We start from the raw sequence: 19,735 nt of genomic DNA, 5'->3' as shown, positions 1-19,735 counted from the left end.
ATGAACGAGTTCTTTGTCTTTAGGGAATAACTCGAATAAAATAATGAACATAATCGTTTTACGAACATATAAGGAGTTCGATGCAAATGGAATTATATTTTACACGTCATGGAAAAACGCAATGGAATCTTGAACGCCGCTTTCAAGGAAGTAATGGAGATTCTCCGCTTTTACCGGAAAGTTATGATGAAATCAAAGCTTTTGGTAAAAAAGTGAAATATGTGCCATTTGAAGCTATTTATTCAAGTCCGGCTAAACGTGCTCGAGATACAGCAGAAGGCATAAACAAAGAATTAGCGCAGTCAGTAGAAATTATTTATACCGATAAATTAAGAGAATTAGGATTAGGCGAATTAGAAGGACAGTTGATTGATGAAATGTATAAGCAATATCCTGAGAATTTACCTAATTTACGCAATCACTTAGATCGTTATGATCCCACTCCTTTTAATGGAGAAAGGATCGAAAGTGCCATTACACGTATTGAAACTGTTGTAGCTGATGCAGTCGTTTTACATGAAGGACCTATTCTTTTTGTTGGACACGGAGCGGCTTTGACTGCTGCGATCCAATGGATGATCGGAAAAGAGTTAAGTCAACTAAGAGAAATGGGTGGATTATATAATAGTAGTCTAACCATCTTAAAAACAGGAGAACCTAAGAATTTATTGCCTTATGAACTCAAAGTTTGGAATGAAATTGACTTTTTAGGAAAAGAAACAAAACCTGAACCCTTACTATAATCGAAGGAGGCGGCACTATGCAGCCAGAAGAAATGCCTTATTTTGTTGGCACAGTTGCCGCAATCTTTTTTCAAAATCCTAGTAATTTTTATAAAGTTTTATTAGTTCGGATTAGTGAGACTACCGCTGAGTATCGTGAAAAAGAGATCGTGGTTACTGGTAGCTTTGGTGAGATTCAAGAAAATGAACTTTATCGTTTTTATGGGGAATTAGTTGATCATCCTAAATATGGCAGACAATTAAAGGTAGAACGTTACGAGCAGGAAAAGCCCACAACGGTCAATGGATTGGTCGGTTATCTTTCTAGTGAAAAATTTCCTGGAATTGGCAAAAAAACAGCTGAAAAAATTGTCGAACAGTTAGGCGAGGAAGCGATTGAAAAAATCATCGAAGATCCCATGGTATTAAAGCAAATTGCTGGCTTAAATCAGACAAAAAGAGAGATGATCGTGGAGACTATTCGTCTAAATCACGGCATGGATCAAGTGATCATGGGGTTAAATCGTTATGGATTTGGCAGTCAGCTAGCCTTCAGTATTTATCAAGCGTATAAAAATGAAGCTTTAGATATCATTCAGGAAAATCCTTATCAACTGGTGGAAGACATTGAAGGAATCGGATTTAAACGAGCGGATAATCTAGCGGAACAATTAGGTATTGAAGCGAATTCTCCACGACGTATCCGTGCGGCCGTTTTGCACCAAATTTTTCAACAGGCGGTCCAAACTGGGAATACATATGTTCCAGCTGAAACACTTCTTCAACAAACAATCAAAATATTAGAAACGAGTCGTCCAATTGAAATCCAACCTGACCAAGTAGCAACAGTGATTATTCAACTGGTGGAAGAAGGTAAAATTCAACAAGAAGAAACGAATTTATATGAAAATAGTCTGTATTTCTCAGAATGGGGGATTGGCAATTCGATTCAACGTTTGCTCAGTCGGAAAAAAGAAATCAAGTATGAAGAAAAAGCCATACAAAAAAATATCCGACGTATCGAAAAATTATTTGGCATTCAATATGGACAGTCACAAGAAAAAGCAATTGCCGAAGCTATACGTTCACCTTTATTCATATTAACTGGTGGACCAGGTACAGGGAAAACGACTGTAATCAATGGGATTGTTCATTTATTTGCAGAATTAAATGGATTAGAATTAGATCCCAATAAATACACACAAGAAATTTTTCCAATATTGCTAGCAGCGCCAACGGGACGTGCGGCTAAACGAATGAATGAAACGACGGGACTCCCAGCTAGTACGATTCATCGTTTACTTGGGTTAAACGGTCGAGAAAAAGCGCCAACAGCAAGCACCAAAGAGCTTGAAGGTGGCTTGTTGATTATTGACGAGATGTCAATGGTTGATACGTGGCTAGCCAATACCTTATTTAAAGCCATCCCAACTAATATGCAGGTTATTTTAGTAGGAGACAAAGATCAACTGCCATCTGTAGGTCCTGGTCAAGTGCTTCATGATTTACTTGAAATTGAACAGATCCCTAAAGTCGAATTGAATCAAATATACCGACAAGAAGATGGTTCTAGTATTATTCCATTGGCGCATGAAATCAAAGAGGGACGTTTGCCCGCAGATTTTACGAAAAATCAAAAAGATCGCTCGTTTTTTAAAAGTGATGCTTATAACATTGAACCTTTAGTAGCAAAAATTGTGTCAAAAGCCAAAAACAAAGGATTCACTGCCCAGGATATCCAAGTGTTAGCACCCATGTATCGTGGACCTGCTGGGATTGATGCACTAAATAAGATGATGCAAGAGATTTTTAATCCAGGTGGAACTGGGCGAAAAGAAGTACATTGGAATGAGACGATTTATCGAATTGGTGATAAAGTGCTACACTTAGTAAATACGCCTGAATTAAACGTATTTAACGGTGATATGGGTGAAATCACAGGAATCATTTTGGCCAAAGATTCAGAAGACAAAGTCGATGAGTTAGTCATTCAATTTGATGCGAATGAAGTAACCTATAAACGCAATGAATGGAACAAAATTACCCTTTCTTATTGTTGTTCGATTCATAAATCACAAGGCAGTGAGTTTAAGATGGTTATTTTACCAATGGTTCACCAATATCAACGGATGTTGCAACGTAATCTTCTTTATACAGCTGTCACTAGAAGCAAAGAACTGTTGATTTTATTAGGGGAAGAACAAGCTTATGTGACATGTGTAGTAAATGAGTCAGCCAGCCGAATGACGACGTTGAAAAAACGCATTGAAGAAAATGATCGTATGAGCCTCACAACCCGAACAAAATTAGTGGCTTATGAAGATTCTCTTGTCGGTAATGATCCTTTTGAAGAAGGAACGTATACCAATGCTGGAGAAACAATAAATTCAAAGGAAACGGTTGAAAGTAAAAAACATGAAAAGAAAAATGTCGAAAAACTGACGGAAAAAGAAGACGAAAATCTCTTCACGTTAGCCGAAGAAGAGATAAAAAAAGAAACGCCTGAACCAGTGGAAGAGATATCATCTGAGCAACGGTCTAAAAACTATATTTTGACCACCGAAGCAATTGAAAAGCAATGGCTTGATCCGATGATTGGGATGGAATAAGTGGAAATGAAATAGAAAAGATATCTCAACAGTTATGAAGAAAAACTGACTAACTGGTTTTTCTTTTTGCAACTGAATCACTTAATAGCGATTGATTTGAATACTGTTTATTAAAAATATATTATAGAGGTATTTAAACCTCGATCGATTAGCAAAAAATCTCACAGCAGTTTTATCTGGTGTGAGATTTTTTTGTTCTTATATGAAAAGCAGTAGAATGAAACATAAATCAACGCAAGACTTCACACCAAAACAATTGTTTCTTTGTCGATAATTGCAGATCAAAAGGCTGTTTTTCCATATCCTCACCATCTTCTTGTCCATATTGAGGAACGGTAGAAAGGATCCGTAATTTACTTGTGGTGAAATGATGGAAGTTTTTGGATTTCATTTGTTTTTTTTGTAGTAACAAAAGAACGATCCAAAGAATTTTAAATAAATTGATTCGCTCAACGACGACCAAATCTATCGTTGACTTAGCAATTTCTGCTGTAGGGGCAATGGCCACTCCCCCACCAAAATAGGGGTGGTTTGTGGCGGTACATAAAAATGCTTTGTCAAAAGCAATTTGTTTCCCGCCGATATCAACTAAAATTGGAAAGCCCTTTTGGCAAAAAAAGACACGTAAAATAGATAAAAGATAGGAAAATGATCCTAGATGGTATTTATTCAACTGTTTTTTTGCATTGGAGTGATTAGTCGCATGGACAATTGCAGCATCTAATCCAATCCCAAAGTTATTAACTACAATTCCTTGTTTTTCACTTACCTTTTCTTCGTAAGATAAGAGATTAAATTCTTGAGGTTGATGAGTGCTCAAGATATTTTCTAAAGCTTTTACAGCGTTTCTAGGTAAGCCAATCCCTCGAGCAAAATCATTGCCCGAACCAGCTGGAATATAGGCAACAGGGAAGTCAACGCCTAGATGATAAAAGGTATTTAATACTTGATGCAATGTACCATCGCCACCAATGACAACAAGTAGAGGGAATATGTTATCTTGTTCTTGCACTTCTTCTGTCCAGGCTATTAATGTTTTTTTAGCTAATTCTTCAGCAATTTGTGCATCGTGTCCTTTATACTCGCTATAATAGATAGAATAAGTGAGCTTTTTTTGCTCAAGTAATGGAATGATTTTCTCTGCTACTTTTTTGCCAGTCCCACTTCCAGCAGCTTGGTTAACTAATAGATAGTAATGGAAGTTCATTTTTGCCTCCTGCGACACATTTCAGAAAAGAAATACAACATAATATCAATGATAAAAATAAAAAAGTTTCCATTGATTTTTTTGTATAAACCTCTTAACAGTTGCAACTAAAATGTTTATTGTCGGTTTTCCATAGTTTATTTCCTACAAAGATAAGAAAATAAATATTATTTTTACCTTTGGATATTATAGCAAAGAAGAAGGGTTTTGAAAAAGAACAGCTTGCGGAAATAAATCGTTGTCTAGTTATTGAGCATTCGTTTGAATGGGAGTTTTACTAAGACTGATTTCATAAGTGTATGAAAATAAAAAAATTAAAATAAAAAATCTAGCAAGTTATTTTCTTTCAGTTGCTATGAAGAAAATTTAAGAGTTCTAAGTTTCATTACATATACTTAGTTCTTAGACAGTTTGCTAGATAATAATATAAATGTTTATATGTTTAATAAAAGTTGAAGTATATCTTCGTAATGTTCTATACGTTTAGTTATTTTACCTTTCGAGTATTCTAATAAGGTCGGGGTTGAGGAAATTCCATAGTTTTCAACTAATCTTTCATTTTTTTCTTCATCAATATTTATACCTAAAATAATTTGAGCAACATCTTCTTTGCTGAGACTTTCTTTCAAGAAAATACACTTAGCACAGCTATCAGAGTAGAAATATAGATATACTTTATTCTCTATTAAATAGGTATTTAACTCATTAGCATCTATTGAATGATAAAAATTTTCATCAACAATATTTCTCAAAAAAAGAAAGAGTGTTGATGAAAGAATTATAATACTTACAATACTTGTAGAAATAATTTTTTTCATAGATTTTTTCCATTTCTCAAAGTTTGATCTCTTTGAATATATTTTTCAACTTCTAGCATATTTAAGTTTAGTTTATTTTATTTACATTCTGTAGAAACACTTACTCCAGATTTTGCCCATTTCCATGATCCAGAGAATTTTTTTCCTTGATATACTGTACACCAAATAGCTAGTCCTGTCGCAATAACAAGTGCTAATACCATAATTACTGCAAGTAACACAAGAAACCAAGCATCATATTTAATAAGAGCATTGTCTAAAGAACGAACGATTCTCGTTTTCTTTTTTTCAAAAAAACACTTTGTTTGAAACAATAAATGATTTGTTTTATTGCTAATTACTTCTGTCAAGTTTTTTCCTCCTAAAGTGATTATAGATTGCGTGTAAGATACTTCTTCCATCTCCGAAAATTGGAAATAAAAAAAGTAGATGAGCTAAATATAAATATGCTAGAAAATTGATAATACCTGAGTTTAAAAAGTAATTAATGAACAATAATAAGAATCCGATAAGTCCAGAAAAAAAAGGTCCTGATAAAGAGATAATTATTTGGACTTTTGGTGTCATTTTTTTTAAAGTTACAAAAGACATTCGCCAAGGTTTGACATCTAAAAAATAGGGGATTTTTAGATAGTCTAATAATTTAAAATGAGCCCATTCATGTATAATAAATGAGCCAATCACTCCAATATAGTAGATAATTATGAAATGAAAGGTTATTGCAATGAGTGTGAAATCATAAGCGAATATACTAAGTAAAATTAAAAAAAAGGCACAGAACAAAAAAATAATATTAATTATTTTTACAGTTTTTAGAATTGTTTTCAAAATAAGATACATAGAACTTGAACCATTTACTTGCCTAATAAGCGAGAGCGTCTTTCTTTCAAGATGGAGTGAAAAGTGCTTGTTAAGGTAAAGAAAACGGTAAATAATAGTATTGAAATTAGTATAGGCAGGATTTCTCCTGTAAAACCTAAACTAACGGTAATACTACCATCTGGGTTTGTTATATTTTCAAAAAACATTGTTTTAAAATAAGCAAGATATTTTCCGGGTTCAGGAGAGGAAAACAACACTACAAGAAAATGAACAGCCATCAAAATAGCAACAAGAGTGGTGGAGATAATAAAACTCGAAAGAATTTTTTTTATCATAATAACTAACCATTCCTTTCATATTGACTTAGGATGCGAATGCTTTGAACAACAATAGCGATCAAGAGAAAAAATATCGAAAAGACTTGTACTGTCTGGGTTAAATTTAAAAATATAAAAATTAATACGATTAAAAAGGAAAAAATGGTTGTAATTGTTATTCCTAAGGTTATGCTAATAGGATTATCAAAGGTAGGAGGAAACATAATGCTGATCATTGTAAAATAAATAACTAATACAAATGCGAACAAAATAAACAATAGTAGTTTTTTTATATCTCTTACTAAAAAGGCTTCTGAAATAATAAAAGGTGAAGAAAATAGATAAGAAAATAACAAATTTGAAACGATTAAAAAAAGATATTCTTGTTTGGCAGAATAGATTTTGTGAATCTTTAATAAAAGTCGAAGTTTATCTGTTTGTGTGACAGAATATAAGCTGTTAAAAGTTAGGAGTAAGAATACATCTGAGGACACAATAGAATGATTTAAGTATCCAATAGCATAAGCGATGAGACATAACCCGAATATCAAATAATTTTCTTTTAATCTAAATGTACGTTTTACATAAGCTAATTTCCAATTAAAGCTTTGGATTGATTTTTCTGTAATCTGGAAATATTTCTTATTTTCTATTACTTGGTTAGAGGAAATAACACTAGTAAAGATAAGAAGTAACGTATTTAAAATGAAGCAAATGCCCATTGCTATTGTAAAAGTATATTTCTTCGATAAGTCATTGAAAATCAAAGGTAAAATAAATTGTCTTTTTTCACCGTAGTAATTTGAAATCAAATGTTCGCCCCATTTTTTATATTGATTAATTCCGACTAATAATAATAAAGATAAACTTAATATAGTAATGAAGTAGTGATTGAGTGGTACATTAATTTTTTCAAAAAAATAGAAAAACAAATGATAGAAAAAATTCAATACACAATAGGTGGTTAGGATAACAAATAAAGTGTTTGTGAGAATACTAGTTAAGAAACTTATATTCGTTTTCAAAATGAATCCAATAATCAAAGGAGAAATCAATCCAAAAACAAAAGAAAAAACGATAATAAATTCGAAAAGTAGTAAGGAATTTCTTCTAGATTTATTTGATACGGGTAATTGAATGGTTATGATCAATAAATCATAGGATTTGAGAAAAAGAACTTTTACAAAACTAAAAGAAACAATTGAATAGATAAATGTAGTTAGAGCGTAGAAATTGATAATAAGAGTAAAATTCTCTTCTAACTGGATCATCGAATTAAAAAATGAGTAGGATAAAAATATTACAGCAAACCATACTAAAAAAAGGATAGAGAGGATAAAATATTTGTTTATCTTTTCTTTAAGAATTCCAGCATTTAAAACTTTTCTTCGAAAAAAGGATAGATAAAGTAATAATAACTCTTTGGAATCAGTCCAAATCATAATCAATATCTCCTGTTTTTATCATATCGTAAAATATTTCTCGTAGATTCTGATGATTATTGAGATATTCATTAGAATCATAATAAATTTCACCATTATGAATTAAGATAGCTCGAGATTTAAGTTCCTCCACCAAACTAAAATCATGTGTACACAGAAAAATTGCGGTATGCTTTTCTAGGAGTTTTGTTAAGAGTCTCTTCGTAATTTCTCTCGCTTCAATGTCTATGCCATTTAACGTTTCGTCAATAATTAATAAATTAGGCTGAATAATAAAAGCACAAATTAATTGCAATTTTTTCTTTGTTTCATGAGAGTAACTCTCAATTAATTTATAAAACAAATGATCCATAGAATAGTAATTCAAAAGTTTCGATAGTAAAAGTTCATTATTATTTTTTTTATACAGGGATAATAATAACAATAAATATTCTTGTCCTGTCAAAAATTCTGGCAACACATCATCGCTTGAAAGATACATGACCTCTTTTTGTACCTGGGGTAGTGTATTAAGCTTATGATTTATTTTTATTTCTCCAAAAGATGGTTCTAAAATATTCATGATAGCTCTAATTAGAGTAGTTTTTCCACTTCCGTTTGGTCCTACCAAACCAATAATTTCATGAGTGGCAAGAGATATTGAAACTCCTTTCAAAATCGGCGTCTTTTCATAAGAAAAATGTACATTTGCGACAGTTAACATGTTATATCCTCCCATTCAAATCATTACTACTTATCCAAGTTTCAAAATCATTTAGGTCGGCTCCTTTTTCAGGAGTCCATTCTATTTTAGAAAATAGTTTACCATTTTTAAATCTTGCTAATGCAGGGGTATATTGGATACCAAATGTGTTTTTAAACGTGTTCCATTCTTTTTCATTTTTCCTAATTTTTGCTATATTTAGATAGTAAATTTTATTTTCTAGATGTTCACGTTTAATTATTTCAATGAATTTTGGTTCAAAAATGAGACAATCACTGCAAGAAGATCGCCCAACATAGACGATTATTTCTTCTCCATTTTTAACCTCTTCTAGGAATTTTGAAGGTAATTTTGAAGGTAAGTAATCATAAATTTGTGGATACGACTGTTTTAATGTTATTATTTCTTTTTTTGTTCATTATTTACTTCTTTTAAGCAGTATCTAGAATAAAATAAGATACTGTTACTTATTAAACTAGATAAGAGCAAAAAGGAATAAAAAAATTTTTTCATAAGATACTCACTTTACAAATAGAAATTTTAAAAAATGGTTATGTTGATCTTTTCGTGGAATTTGAAAATAATGCAACTATAGGATGAATTTATGTGAAGATACCTCCTTTTCTTTTTTTTCTTTCTCAAGTATTATTATAAAGAGAAATAATGATTTTTTTTCTTTTGGTACATATTTTCTCATAAAAAAAAATAAATAATAGGAGGTATTATGGAAATCCATGAATTGTTAAGGAAAATTCGTAAAGATAGAGGGTTTTCTCAGAAAAATTTAGCACATAATATAACTAGTAGAGAATCTATCGCAAAGTACGAAAACGGCGAAAGAAATATACCGTTCACTATTTTATTGGAAATATTAGATCGATTGAATGTGAATGTGGATGAATTTTTGTTTTATTTAGAAGATGATTCCATTGAGAGAAAAAACATAGAAATGAATGCAATAATGAAAGTAAATAATAAGGAGAAAATTTCTTCAAAATATCATTTGCAAAAACTTAGAAAAAAAATAGCTGTTTCCAATGATATAGCCGATGTAAGAAACTATTTGATCGTTAAAACTTATCATTGGTCCAATGGATTAGAAGATGAAAGAAGTTTAAATAAAAAGGATAGAGAATATCTAAAAATTTTAAAAGATTATTTGGAAAAAGTAGAGGAGTGGGGACGATTTGAAATGGTCAGTTTTGCTTCATTACTTTTTTTATTTGATACAGCTTATATTCGCCAACGCATTTCAGAAGTCAATCATAAGTTAGCTAAAATCAAAGGGAATGAGATTTTCAATCCCGTTTTATCTTATCTTTATCATCAGGCATTTCTTTTAATGCTAGAGAGAAAACACGGTCATTTAGCGAAGCAATATCTCGAAAAATTTCACGAAATGCAGCATGAATCATTTATTGTACATAATAGTAGCATAACTTATCGTTTCTACCATGCATTAATTCTTTACTTAGAAAGAAAAGGTCGCCAAGAAAAAAAGCAGATATTAACTATTATGAAAGGGTTAGAGCTGATAGGAGAAAAACAATTAATAGAAGAAATTAGAAATAAGTTAAAGAAATTTGAAAAAATCTATCATATCACCCCCCAATTTTTTGAAGAGCTGACTGCTTATGAGCTATCGTTTTTTTAGGGAATTTAGTAGAATAGTGAGGATTTTTATAACAATCTACGGTATTCAAGAAGCAATTCCTTTGAAAAATAAGCCGAAATTCACAAAAATTTAAAAAGTAATTTGCATGAATTTTTTCTTATCTCTCGGAGCTAAACTCTTCTATTCCAGTCTTTTTTAGTATAGACGCTGGGATAAACATTGATCAAGGAAATAAATAATGAAAATACTGTTATAACAAGATTTTCACGCCATAGAGAATATGCTATAATACCCTTTGCGGTTCATCAACCATCCCGCGTTAAAAAAACTAGGAGAAATGAGGATTTTTATGCAAAAAACAAGAGAACGCCAGCGATTGACGGTCGTTGTGGTGAATGGAATTATTATGGCTTTATATTTGGCACTTACGATTTTAGTGGCACCAGTCTCTTCTGGTCCCATTCAATTTCGTATTTCAGAAAGTTTAAATCACTTAGTGGTCTTCAATCGAAAATTACTTTGGGGTGTTTTAGGCGGAGTGATTGTTTATAATGCATTTTTTGGTTTTGGATTATTAGATGTTATGTACGGCGGAGGCCAAACTTTAATTTCGTTAGGCTTGACTGCTTTGTTACAAAATAGAGTAAAAAGTGTTAAAGTACGCCTGGTATTGAATACAATTTTCTTTACAGTTGGTATGGGGACGATCGCATACATGCTTGTACCAACAGGCGGAAGTGCTTTTTGGACCACTTATGGTACGTTAGCATTGAGTGAGTTTATTGTTATGGCGATTTCTGCACCATTAATGTATTACTTGGATCGCACATTAGATTTTGAAAAACGAGTGTAAATTGTGAATAAATAGTAATTTTTAACATTTTTACAAAGTATTTGATTTTTAAGAATAAAAAATAGATGAACAAAATAATTGAAACAGAAGATAAAAAAGTTTTTCTTTTATCTTCTGTTTTTTTACATATTCACAAAGCTTTGTTCCTTCAACTGGAAAAATATTCTAGCTGTGGGAAAAAAGATGGTTATCAAAAGTCGTTACATTGTAAATTTATTCGGGATTTTGTAAATTTTCGATTTCGATGACTTTATAATTTTTCTTTTCTAAGTGGTTAACGATAGTCTCACAGACTGATTGTTCGGTATGTGCAGGCAATGTAATTAAGGTACGGCGGATATATTCTTCTTTTTCGATATCTAAAGTAATGCAACTTGCGATACTGCTGTGTTTTGATACGATTTTTGCAATGGCTGCTAGGTCCCCTTGTTTTCCAGTGGAGGCAATCGTTAAAACATAACTTCCTTGCTCAACACTCCAAGATTGAGAAAGCATGTTTAACAACGTACTATGTGTCAAAATGCCATAGAAATGATTGTCATTGTCCAAAACAGCAATATAAGGTAATTCTTTGATAGTGAAAAATACTTTAAAAAAGGAAGTATCTAAATAGATAAATTTTGTTGCATTTTTTAAAAGATGAGTGACAGGCAAGTTCATATCCCCACCATTTGCTTTATGGCGATAGATATGCATTTTATAAATATTTCCTCGGAAGATATTCCCTGAAGCATCTAAAATAGGCACACAACGATAGCCAGATGATTCTAGAACTTCTAAGGCTTCTTGTAAAGTATTCATTTCTGTAACGGTTGTTAGATCCTTTTTCTTATATACCAGTGTTTTTAGTAACATAGTTTTACCTCCATATATCTCATTTTTACTTAATTTCAAATTAATCATATCATAATTAATTATAAAACAATAGGTTCTTTAAAGACGAATTGACAGAAAAACTTTTCCGTGATACTGTAAATGAGTACGATTTTGGTTTTCAGTGAGGAGGTAGGAGCAGATGGCAAAGAAAAAAGCAGCATTAGCTTGTTCCGTTTGTGGTTCTCGAAACTACACCAAATCGGTTAGTGAAGGAAAAAGTGGCGAACGCTTGGAAATTAATAAATTTTGTAAATATTGTAATCAATATACCTTACATAAGGAAACAAAATAGAGCATAGGAGGATGAAGGAATGAAGTTTCTTAAAAGTGTAAAAGACGAAATGAAACAAGTAACTTGGCCTAACCGTAAACAGTTGCGCAAAGATACATTGATTGTCATCGAAACATCCATTATCTTTGGTGTGATGTTTTTCATTATGGATACAGCTATTCAAAGCTTGTTTAGCTTAGTCTTAAAATAAGACGCTAGTAAAAACAGCTAAACAGTGCTATAATCAGTTTGAAGAAAAACTTCTGGAAACTGGGGTTTTTTTATTTTACAACGAAATGAGGAGCCTTTAATGGAATCTTTTGAAAAAAATTGGTATGTATTACATACATACTCTGGTTATGAAAACAAAGTAAAAGCAAATATCGAATCACGTGCTCAAAGTATGAAAATGGCTGACTTTATTTTTCGTGTGGTTGTTCCTGAAGAAACTGAAACAGAAGTTAAGAATGGTAAAGAAAAAGAAATCGTTCATAAAACATTTCCGGGATACGTATTAGTAGAAATGATCATGACCGATGCTTCGTGGTATGTTGTTCGTAATACTCCAGGCGTGACAGGATTTGTAGGTTCACATGGTGCAGGTAGTAAACCAGCTCCGTTGTTACCAGAAGAAGTAAGTCATATTTTACGCTCAATTGGTATGAGTTTACGACAAACAGAATTAGAAATTGAAGTCGGCGAAGTGATCAAGATCATCGAAGGTGCTTTTGCCGGATTAGAAGGTCAAGTAACTGAAGTGGATGAAGAAAAAGAAAAATTAAAAGTCAATATCGATATGTTTGGTCGTGAAACCAGCACCGAACTTGACTTTGACCAAGTGGATAAAATCGACTAAGAGAAATAAAAAGTTCCTAGAAAATGGGATAGGAAGCGACTACAAATAAATGTCACTTCCAAAAATAAACCGAGATTTGCAAAAATTATTTTTATATTTTTGTGAGATTTCGGTTTATTTTTGTAGAATTTCTTTAGACAATAACGAACAAGCAAGCCTAAAAGATAGGGAATGTAAAATATGGGTCCTTTTGGTAATCAAAAGAGTGGTCTATATAGTTTTTATAAGGGGGACACAATGAAAAAACGGAGAAAATGTGGTGGGATTGGCTTGTTGTTACTGATTAGTTTATTCTTTATTAGCAGTTGTCAGTCGAAAACTGACCAGCAAACAGCACAAACAACTCAGTCAACAAAAACGGTCGAAACAACCGAAAAAACAAAAGAAAAGAAGCAGCAATCTACTATACCCACTTTATTTTTTCACGGATATAGTGGCACGGTCAATTCTTTTAAAGGGATGATCCAACGATTGGAAGAATCTGAAAGTGGTAAAAAAGAGTTAACGTTAACGGTTGATGGAAATGGAAATGTGCAAGGTGAAGGGGCACTTTCTAAAAAAGCAGATAATCCAATGATTCAAGTATTATTTTCAGATAATAAAAACAATGAATGGAATCAAACTGAGTGGATCAAAGCTTGTTTGGTCTACTTACAGGCAACGTATGGAATTGAACAAGTGAATTTCGTTGGTCATTCCATGGGCGGGGTGAGTGGATTGCGCTATCTAGCAACGTATGGTCAAGATACTTCATTACCTAAAGTAGAAAAATTTGTTGCGATTGGGGCTCCTTTCAATGAGTTTGAAGACAATAGTGCCCAAAGTTTAACCGATGAGTTAGAAAATGGCCCAGCCGTCGTTTCAAGTCGTTACCAAGACTACCAACAACTGATTAATAATGTGCCTACCACTACTCAGTTTTTGTTGCTCGCAGGACAACTGAATGACACGGATTTAAGTGATGGAACGGTACCATTAAGTAGCGCTTTGGCTGTTTATGCGTTATTGAATCAACATGGAAATGCGGTAGAAAAAAGAATAGTCAAAGGGGAGAATACTACACACAGCATGCTCCATGAAAATCAGGAAGTAGATACACTTATTCGTCAATTTATTTGGGACATCAACTAATATGGTGAAAATCAAGTTTGACGAATACCTGATTGGTTGTATATGATGATTCACCTTTTGATAACCGCTTTATAAAATAAACCTTTAACAGGAAAAGCCATACTCGGTCTTTTTTTGTTAAAGGTTTATTTTGTTCTTTTTTGTTCATTTAATTGTTGTAGATTTCGGATACCTTTTTTTTGAATTTGTCTGCCAATAAAGGCAATGTCTTTGGTCGTTAGATTAATATCTGTGTATTTAAATAGATTCTTTTGTGAAGCAGGAGTGACATTACCAATAATCAGATCAAAAGATTCATTTAACATCGTCAAAGAGAAAGAGTCAAGCGGATTCAAAACTGTAATTGCTAATTTATAGGGAATAAACTGTTCGATTTTCGTTTTAATAAATTCTGCATGTGAACTCGTCGTGTCATAAAATAAAGCTAATTTGAAATCGGCATTTGCATCAATGATTTCTTTCGCAAAATTAGGGAATGAAGTATGAAAAATATAAATCAAATGATTGATTGTATTGGAACGAATAATCGGCAAATTTGAGCGAACAAGTAAGTGTATAATATCTTGGTTGACTGCTTGTTGCACAAAATCACAGTTGTTGACGAAACGAGAAAAGCGATCATCCAAGATACAGTAAGGTACTTTCAAGTTAATACCTGCAAAATACGTAAAGACGACAGCATCCAACTTTTCAGCAAAGTCCTCCTCATGATAGTTATATTTTTTAAAAATACGCTTGGTTAATTGATAAAACGTATTTTTTGTTTCACGAAAAATTTGGGGATCTTGAATGACATGTTCTACTGCATAACCGACCATTTTTTTGACAGAGGAGCGATTATAGCCAGCAAACTCATTGAGATCAATTTTTTCAAGAAAATACTCGATATGGTCTGTGGTTGCCTGTGTCTTGGTAAGGCGATCGCGCTTTGTATTAATATAAATGACAAAAGCAATTTTTTTGATATCAGAAAAGTAAAGCTTCAAAGGAGTCATTGTGGCTACTACGTGAGCAATCTTCAAAAATTCCTGTTCTTGGTTTTTATTTGCATCAACGAATTCATGTTGGTATTTCTCTAAGAAAAAAACCAAAAAAAAACTGACGAATATTCTTTTCGTTTCCTTTTAACTGGATGGGTTTGGTAGCAATAAAAAAATCATAAGGTGCTAAAACTAGATTGATTTTTTTGATTAAACGAATAATGGATGATTTACTTAAATTTAACTCAAGTGCTAGCATTTCATAACTCGTAAAGTTTGATGAAAATAATAGCTCTAGTAACTGGAACGCCGAAGCATGAATTAAAAAATAACTATAAACGTCCATCAAAGTGGCAAAAGGCCGCAACTGAATTTGAACAAAAGAGAAATCATCCATTTGCACATCAAGAAAAGAAAAATCATTGGCAATTTCGATAAGGTAATTTCTAGTTGCTGTCATTGAAATCGAAAATTTTATTGCTAAATCATGGAGACTTGTTTTTGAACCATCCAATAAATACTCAATAAGTTGCAATTTTTTCTGCGAAGTAGATGATAATAAATTTCTCAATGGAATTCCCTCCCACCCCTTTTGTGTAAATAGTATCATGTTTTCCAAGTACTCAAAAAAAATACGCTCGTCATTTTTTTTGAATACTTCATGCTTCTTTTTTTTGGCAAAATAATGGTGAGGGATAGATGCTAAATAGATTGAGAATAAGGTGCATGAAATAGAAATCTATTCATTTTTAATAGAAGAAAGGAGGAAAAGAAATCAGTATTTTTCGGTGACGTATGATCAGTGTTGAACAATGAAACTTAGTGAAATAATTTCCAAAACCAGGTGAATAAAAGCCAGAATCATACACAAAAAGGGTGAATTAATATGAAAAATAAATTTTCTATTTATATATATATTATTGGACTACTAGGAGCGATTTTTTGTGAGCCAGCAATCGTTCTTGCCGAGGCATTGTCCTCATCTGAAAGTAGTCCGAGAACCGCAGAAACGATGCCTAGTAATCAAACAACCGCCGATGGACTTGCTAAGGAGCCTACAACTGACTCCGCCGGCGCACAAACGCAATCATCAACTACACAGCCAATTGAAAACGCCACTCCAGAAACCGAGCCAAGCAGTGCACAAGAAGAACAGCCATCTGATACAATTAATCAAAATACGATCCAACCTCGAGCACCTGACGAAAGTACAGTCAGTACAAGAGAGGCGCTTAATGCCAATTTGAATGAACGTGGGGTTCAACTTTTCCAGAATGTTCGTGTCACTGATTTAAGTGATCAACCGTTCACTGCAGAAAATCCACCGATGTATAATGGAAACATTAAGATCCATTTTGATTGGGCATTGGCAAATGAAGAAGAAATTCAGGCAGGAGATTATTATACCTATCAACTTCCAGAATATTTTGCTATCCATAATGAAGTGAGTGGAGAGCTGGCTCGTGCTGGGGGACAATCGTTAGGAACATTTACTTTATCAAATGACGGCGTTTTGACAGTAACCTTTAATGAGGCGGCACAAACACTATCAAATCGTTCAGGAAGTATTGATTTAGTTACTGAATTAAATGTGTCTACTGTGACGGAAGAAGTTACAATCAGCACGGGTATTTATGATCAAGATGGACATGAGATCATCATTACTTTGCCAATTTATGAAATAGATATTATGAAGAAAGGAAATGTGACATCTAGCGGGTCAGTTGTCTGGGAAATTATCTTTAATCAGACAAAACGAGAATTACATGATGTTGTCGTGACTGATCCAATGCCCCAAGGATTAGCATATAGTACTACTTCAACAGGTTACCTTTATGATGAGCGTATCGATGAATGGGTACGTACTGATGGACTGTATACTTTTAATAGTACCAACAATACGTTTACCTTTAATCAAACGGTGACAGGACCAGTCCGTATTGTCATTAATAGTGCGGTAACCAATCCTAGCGCCTCTTCTTTCAAGAATACCGCTACTATTACTAGTAGTGATTTTAAAGAAAAAACAGCAGAAGCAACTGTCACTTATGATCAACAGTCTGAGTACAAGCGATTTACGGGCTATAATCAAGAAACAAAACGTGCATCTTGGGAACTTTCTGTGACATTAGATAAAGATCAAGCAAAAGTGTTAGATCAAACTTATTCGGGAAATGGTCCTAATACTGCTACACATTTTTTTGTGAAGGAAAGTTTGAAGATTACAGACAAAGATGGAGTGACTGTGCCAGCTGAGGATTGGTCATTTGATCCGACGTATGAACTGAGCAAAAATGGCGAAGTGGTTCGTTTTAGTCTCACTTTTGCAAAAGCAGGATATTACAAGATTCAATATGATACACAGTTATATGAGTCGGTTTTATCAGATACGAGAATTAACAATTACGCCTCAATTCGTGACAATCAAAATACTTCTTTAACTGGCAGTGGTACGGTCAATCCATCAAAAACGATCGGAGTGGTTAAAACTGGCGGTACTAAAGATTATGAGAACTTGACGGTTCCTTGGAAAATTGAAACCAATACTAATCAACAAGAAGTAAGTAACCTCATTATTGAAGATCGTTATCAATTGATTTCAGGTGCAAATAGTAGCGCTTTAGAATTACTAGCGGATACATTAGTTGTAACAGCAAGTGATTCCACAGAACCATTGACACTAAATACCGATTACACGGTTTCGATCGTCAGAGAAACGAAAACACTCGCAGATGGTACCACCTCAGAAATGGAAACTGGTTTTCGTATTGAAATGATAGGAGCTTACCAAACAACTTCGGCGACGATCACTGCTAATTTCAAGACTAGATTTGACGTGCCAAAACAAATAGCATTAGGTAGTTCTAGTAGTCGATTTAGTAATTCAGCTTTTGCGCATTATACTGATGTAGCTGGAAACCAACAAACTGAAGCTTCAGAAACCAATACATGGTTAGATGCAAATTGGTTAAAAAATGCTCTGAAATATGGATTGTTCATTTCTCAAGGTGAAGATGTAGCCAAAGCGATACAAGCAGCATTTGGGCGTAACCTGGGTAACATTTTTGGTGAAACTACTGTCTCAAGCGATCAAGTCTACTGGATGGCTTTGTTCAATACCTACCATACAAAGATTAACAAAGATGCTGTTATCGTTGACCAATTACAAGAAGGACAAACTTTTAAAGATCTGGCTGTTTATACTGCTTCCACCACTGGTTATACAACTCAGATACGTTCGTTAAAAGAAAAATTAGTTCTTGGTGAAGATTATAGTTACACTTACGATCCAAACACTAAAGAAGTACGTATCACTTTACTAAAAGAAACGACTGAAACACTAGCTGTTTTTCTTTCAGCAGAAGCTGCAGAAGATGTTTTTACCTATAAAAATACCATTACGCTGACTGATCAAGATACAACATTGAAGGCGGATGGACAAGTCGACAAATCCGCTAAAACGGATTGGTTAATGAAAAATGGTAGTCAGAATGCAGAAAATAAACGTCTGATTGATTGGGAAGTAATGATCAATGCCGATAGTCGCAAGATCCATAATGCTATTGTAAAAGATACAATCAACTACAACCAACAAACCTTTTTACTTGATAATAATGGTTCCCCTGTTGTAGAAGTCTATGAAGCAGTATTGAATAATGGAACTTGGGAAAAAGGATCGAAAATCAACTTTAATCAGGTAGATAATCCAAAAATCACCACAGATGTAGCTGCCGGTACTCAATCGTTAGTTTTGGCTTTTGAAGAGACAATAGATAAACCATATTTTGTCGTTTACCAAACTCAACTTGACCCAGGTATCTTAAATAATGAACGAGTAGCTAATAATGTTAGTTTGACAGGTAGTGAAATTGAGATCCATACTGTGACCAAAGAAATCACTATCAAATCAACAGACGGTAGCAGAGAAACAGGAATTGGTAAAGAAGCGATCTTCCAGTTAAGTCGTAAAAATGCACAAAATAATTATGAAGTTATTTTGTCAAATTTAATTGTTAAAAATAATCAAATCATGAGTGATGGTGTGGCACTTGATCGTATCGATAACCTACGTTATGGCGATTATATGATTCAAGAGATCACTGCTCCAGATGGCTATCAGAGAGATGCAACACCTTATACTTTTACCATTTCTAACGAGCAAGTCAATTATGTTTTTGAACTGGCAAACCAAAAAGAAATCAAAGAGATAGACCATGTTTTATCTGCTCAAAAAATTCTTAACGGACGTGAATTGAAAGATAGCGAATTTATCTTTGAACTACTGAATGATGACGGTAGCGTTATACAAACGAAAAAAAATGATGCTACAGGACAAGTCAACTTTGATCCGATCACTTACAATGATGTAGGAGAATATCACTATACGATTCGTGAAAAAGCTGGAAATGATCAAACTATCACCTATGATACCAAAGAGTTAAAAGTAACCGTCAACGTTGCTGAAAAAGACAATCAGCTTGTCGCTACAGCGACATACGAAGGCAATCCAGTG

19 protein-coding genes are annotated in these 19,735 nt (G+C 33.2%); 9 read left to right on the top strand and 10 right to left on the bottom strand.

Annotation, left to right across the window (positions count from 1 at the left end; genetic code table 11):
* Nucleotides 1-86: 86 nt before the first annotated feature.
* Nucleotides 87-743 carry a histidine phosphatase family protein gene (locus EVI01_RS07375; protein ID WP_010751882.1) on the top strand — a complete coding sequence of 219 codons (657 nt, stop codon included), beginning with the start codon at nucleotides 87-89 and terminating at the stop codon, nucleotides 741-743.
* Nucleotides 744-760: 17 nt separating this feature from the next.
* The gene (gene recD2 / locus EVI01_RS07370; protein ID WP_010751881.1) at nucleotides 761-3,331 is read left to right on the top strand and encodes an SF1B family DNA helicase RecD2; all 2,571 of its coding nucleotides are present in this window, start codon (nucleotides 761-763) and stop codon (nucleotides 3,329-3,331) included.
* 229 nt (nucleotides 3,332-3,560) lie between these two features.
* Here recD2 and EVI01_RS07365 read toward each other — a convergent pair whose 3' ends face one another.
* The 7 genes from EVI01_RS07365 to EVI01_RS14265 all read right to left on the bottom strand — a co-directional run bounded on the left by EVI01_RS07365 (nucleotide 3,561) and on the right by EVI01_RS14265 (nucleotide 9,013).
* A complete protein-coding gene (locus tag EVI01_RS07365; protein WP_010751880.1) occupies nucleotides 3,561-4,538 on the bottom strand; it encodes a diacylglycerol/lipid kinase family protein in 978 nt (325 codons plus the stop codon).
* Nucleotides 4,539-4,972: 434 nt separating this feature from the next.
* Nucleotides 4,973-5,356 carry a thioredoxin family protein gene (locus EVI01_RS07360; protein WP_010751879.1) on the bottom strand — a complete coding sequence of 128 codons (384 nt, stop codon included), beginning with the start codon at nucleotides 5,354-5,356 and terminating at the stop codon, nucleotides 4,973-4,975.
* A 77-nt stretch (nucleotides 5,357-5,433) separates the two neighbouring features.
* Nucleotides 5,434-5,706, bottom strand: coding sequence for a hypothetical protein (locus EVI01_RS07355; RefSeq protein ID WP_010751878.1), 273 nt, complete (start codon nucleotides 5,704-5,706; stop codon nucleotides 5,434-5,436).
* Between the two features lie 504 nt (nucleotides 5,707-6,210).
* On the bottom strand, nucleotides 6,211-6,513 hold the full coding sequence (locus tag EVI01_RS07350) for a hypothetical protein (protein ID WP_010751876.1): 303 nt from the start codon (nucleotides 6,511-6,513) through the stop codon (nucleotides 6,211-6,213).
* A 5-nt stretch (nucleotides 6,514-6,518) separates the two neighbouring features.
* Nucleotides 6,519-7,937 (bottom strand): hypothetical protein, encoded by a 1,419-nt coding sequence (locus EVI01_RS07345; protein WP_010751875.1) that lies wholly within the window; start codon nucleotides 7,935-7,937, stop codon nucleotides 6,519-6,521.
* Nucleotides 7,924-8,640: an ATP-binding cassette domain-containing protein gene (locus EVI01_RS07340; RefSeq protein ID WP_010751874.1), complete on the bottom strand. Its 717-nt coding sequence runs from the start codon at nucleotides 8,638-8,640 to the stop codon at nucleotides 7,924-7,926. Before EVI01_RS07340 ends, EVI01_RS07345 begins: the two co-directional genes overlap by 14 nt.
* Nucleotide 8,641: 1 nt before the next feature.
* Nucleotides 8,642-9,013 carry a DUF6568 family protein gene (locus EVI01_RS14265; protein ID WP_477181429.1) on the bottom strand — a complete coding sequence of 124 codons (372 nt, stop codon included), beginning with the start codon at nucleotides 9,011-9,013 and terminating at the stop codon, nucleotides 8,642-8,644.
* Nucleotides 9,014-9,364: 351 nt separating this feature from the next.
* On the opposite strand from EVI01_RS14265, the gene EVI01_RS07330 reads away from it, so the two are divergent.
* The gene (locus tag EVI01_RS07330) at nucleotides 9,365-10,294 is read left to right on the top strand and encodes a helix-turn-helix domain-containing protein (RefSeq protein WP_010751873.1); all 930 of its coding nucleotides are present in this window, start codon (nucleotides 9,365-9,367) and stop codon (nucleotides 10,292-10,294) included.
* A 310-nt stretch (nucleotides 10,295-10,604) separates the two neighbouring features.
* Nucleotides 10,605-11,108, top strand: coding sequence for a QueT transporter family protein (locus EVI01_RS07325; RefSeq protein ID WP_010751872.1), 504 nt, complete (start codon nucleotides 10,605-10,607; stop codon nucleotides 11,106-11,108).
* 213 nt (nucleotides 11,109-11,321) lie between these two features.
* Here EVI01_RS07325 and cbpA read toward each other — a convergent pair whose 3' ends face one another.
* Nucleotides 11,322-11,963: a cyclic di-AMP binding protein CbpA gene (gene cbpA, locus EVI01_RS07320; RefSeq protein WP_010751871.1), complete on the bottom strand. Its 642-nt coding sequence runs from the start codon at nucleotides 11,961-11,963 to the stop codon at nucleotides 11,322-11,324.
* A gap of 160 nt (nucleotides 11,964-12,123) precedes the next feature.
* Here cbpA and rpmG point away from each other — a divergent pair, with 160 nt between their 5' ends.
* The 4 genes from rpmG (at nucleotide 12,124) to EVI01_RS07300 (ending at nucleotide 14,242) form a co-directional block, all read left to right on the top strand.
* Entirely contained in the window at nucleotides 12,124-12,276 is a 153-nt protein-coding gene (gene rpmG / locus EVI01_RS07315) for a 50S ribosomal protein L33 (RefSeq protein ID WP_002294578.1), read from the top strand.
* Between the two features lie 19 nt (nucleotides 12,277-12,295).
* Complete coding sequence (gene secE, locus EVI01_RS07310) at nucleotides 12,296-12,466, top strand: preprotein translocase subunit SecE (RefSeq protein ID WP_010751870.1); 171 nt, start codon at nucleotides 12,296-12,298, stop codon at nucleotides 12,464-12,466.
* A gap of 99 nt (nucleotides 12,467-12,565) precedes the next feature.
* Entirely contained in the window at nucleotides 12,566-13,111 is a 546-nt protein-coding gene (nusG, locus tag EVI01_RS07305) for a transcription termination/antitermination protein NusG (protein WP_010751869.1), read from the top strand.
* A gap of 237 nt (nucleotides 13,112-13,348) precedes the next feature.
* Nucleotides 13,349-14,242, top strand: coding sequence for an alpha/beta fold hydrolase (locus EVI01_RS07300; protein ID WP_025480697.1), 894 nt, complete (start codon nucleotides 13,349-13,351; stop codon nucleotides 14,240-14,242).
* 125 nt (nucleotides 14,243-14,367) lie between these two features.
* On the opposite strand, the gene EVI01_RS14075 is transcribed toward EVI01_RS07300, so the two are convergent.
* On the bottom strand, nucleotides 14,368-15,237 hold the full coding sequence (locus tag EVI01_RS14075; protein ID WP_244150173.1) for a hypothetical protein: 870 nt from the start codon (nucleotides 15,235-15,237) through the stop codon (nucleotides 14,368-14,370).
* Between the two features lie 64 nt (nucleotides 15,238-15,301).
* Nucleotides 15,302-15,793, bottom strand: coding sequence for a helix-turn-helix domain-containing protein (locus tag EVI01_RS14070; protein ID WP_010751866.1), 492 nt, complete (start codon nucleotides 15,791-15,793; stop codon nucleotides 15,302-15,304).
* Between the two features lie 315 nt (nucleotides 15,794-16,108).
* Between EVI01_RS14070 and EVI01_RS07290 the strand changes: the two genes are divergently transcribed.
* On the top strand, nucleotides 16,109-19,735 hold a 3,627-nt coding region (locus tag EVI01_RS07290; RefSeq protein WP_146811590.1), incomplete at its 3' end, for a collagen binding domain-containing protein.

The organism is Enterococcus villorum (genome assembly GCF_007990225.1).
GTDB classification, from domain to species: Bacteria; Bacillota; Bacilli; order Lactobacillales; family Enterococcaceae; genus Enterococcus_B; species Enterococcus_B villorum.
The sequence above is the reverse complement of the archived record's forward strand: the minus strand, read 5'-3'. Positions and strand labels throughout refer to the sequence as shown.

Coding starts and splice junctions, on each gene's coding strand:
- EVI01_RS07375 (WP_010751882.1), top strand. CDS start 87: ATGGAATTATATTTTACACGTCATGGAAAAACGCAATGGAATCTTGAA.
- recD2 (WP_010751881.1), top strand. CDS start 761: ATGCAGCCAGAAGAAATGCCTTATTTTGTTGGCACAGTTGCCGCAATC.
- EVI01_RS07365 (WP_010751880.1), bottom strand. CDS start 4,538: ATGAACTTCCATTACTATCTATTAGTTAACCAAGCTGCTGGAAGTGGG.
- EVI01_RS07360 (WP_010751879.1), bottom strand. CDS start 5,356: ATGAAAAAAATTATTTCTACAAGTATTGTAAGTATTATAATTCTTTCA.
- EVI01_RS07350 (WP_010751876.1), bottom strand. CDS start 6,513: ATGATAAAAAAAATTCTTTCGAGTTTTATTATCTCCACCACTCTTGTT.
- EVI01_RS07345 (WP_010751875.1), bottom strand. CDS start 7,937: ATGATTTGGACTGATTCCAAAGAGTTATTATTACTTTATCTATCCTTT.
- EVI01_RS07340 (WP_010751874.1), bottom strand. CDS start 8,640: ATGTTAACTGTCGCAAATGTACATTTTTCTTATGAAAAGACGCCGATT.
- EVI01_RS07330 (WP_010751873.1), top strand. CDS start 9,365: ATGGAAATCCATGAATTGTTAAGGAAAATTCGTAAAGATAGAGGGTTT.
- EVI01_RS07325 (WP_010751872.1), top strand. CDS start 10,605: ATGCAAAAAACAAGAGAACGCCAGCGATTGACGGTCGTTGTGGTGAAT.
- cbpA (WP_010751871.1), bottom strand. CDS start 11,963: ATGTTACTAAAAACACTGGTATATAAGAAAAAGGATCTAACAACCGTT.
- rpmG (WP_002294578.1), top strand. CDS start 12,124: ATGGCAAAGAAAAAAGCAGCATTAGCTTGTTCCGTTTGTGGTTCTCGA.
- secE (WP_010751870.1), top strand. CDS start 12,296: ATGAAGTTTCTTAAAAGTGTAAAAGACGAAATGAAACAAGTAACTTGG.
- nusG (WP_010751869.1), top strand. CDS start 12,566: ATGGAATCTTTTGAAAAAAATTGGTATGTATTACATACATACTCTGGT.
- EVI01_RS07300 (WP_025480697.1), top strand. CDS start 13,349: ATGAAAAAACGGAGAAAATGTGGTGGGATTGGCTTGTTGTTACTGATT.
- EVI01_RS14075 (WP_244150173.1), bottom strand. CDS start 15,237: ATGACTCCTTTGAAGCTTTACTTTTCTGATATCAAAAAAATTGCTTTT.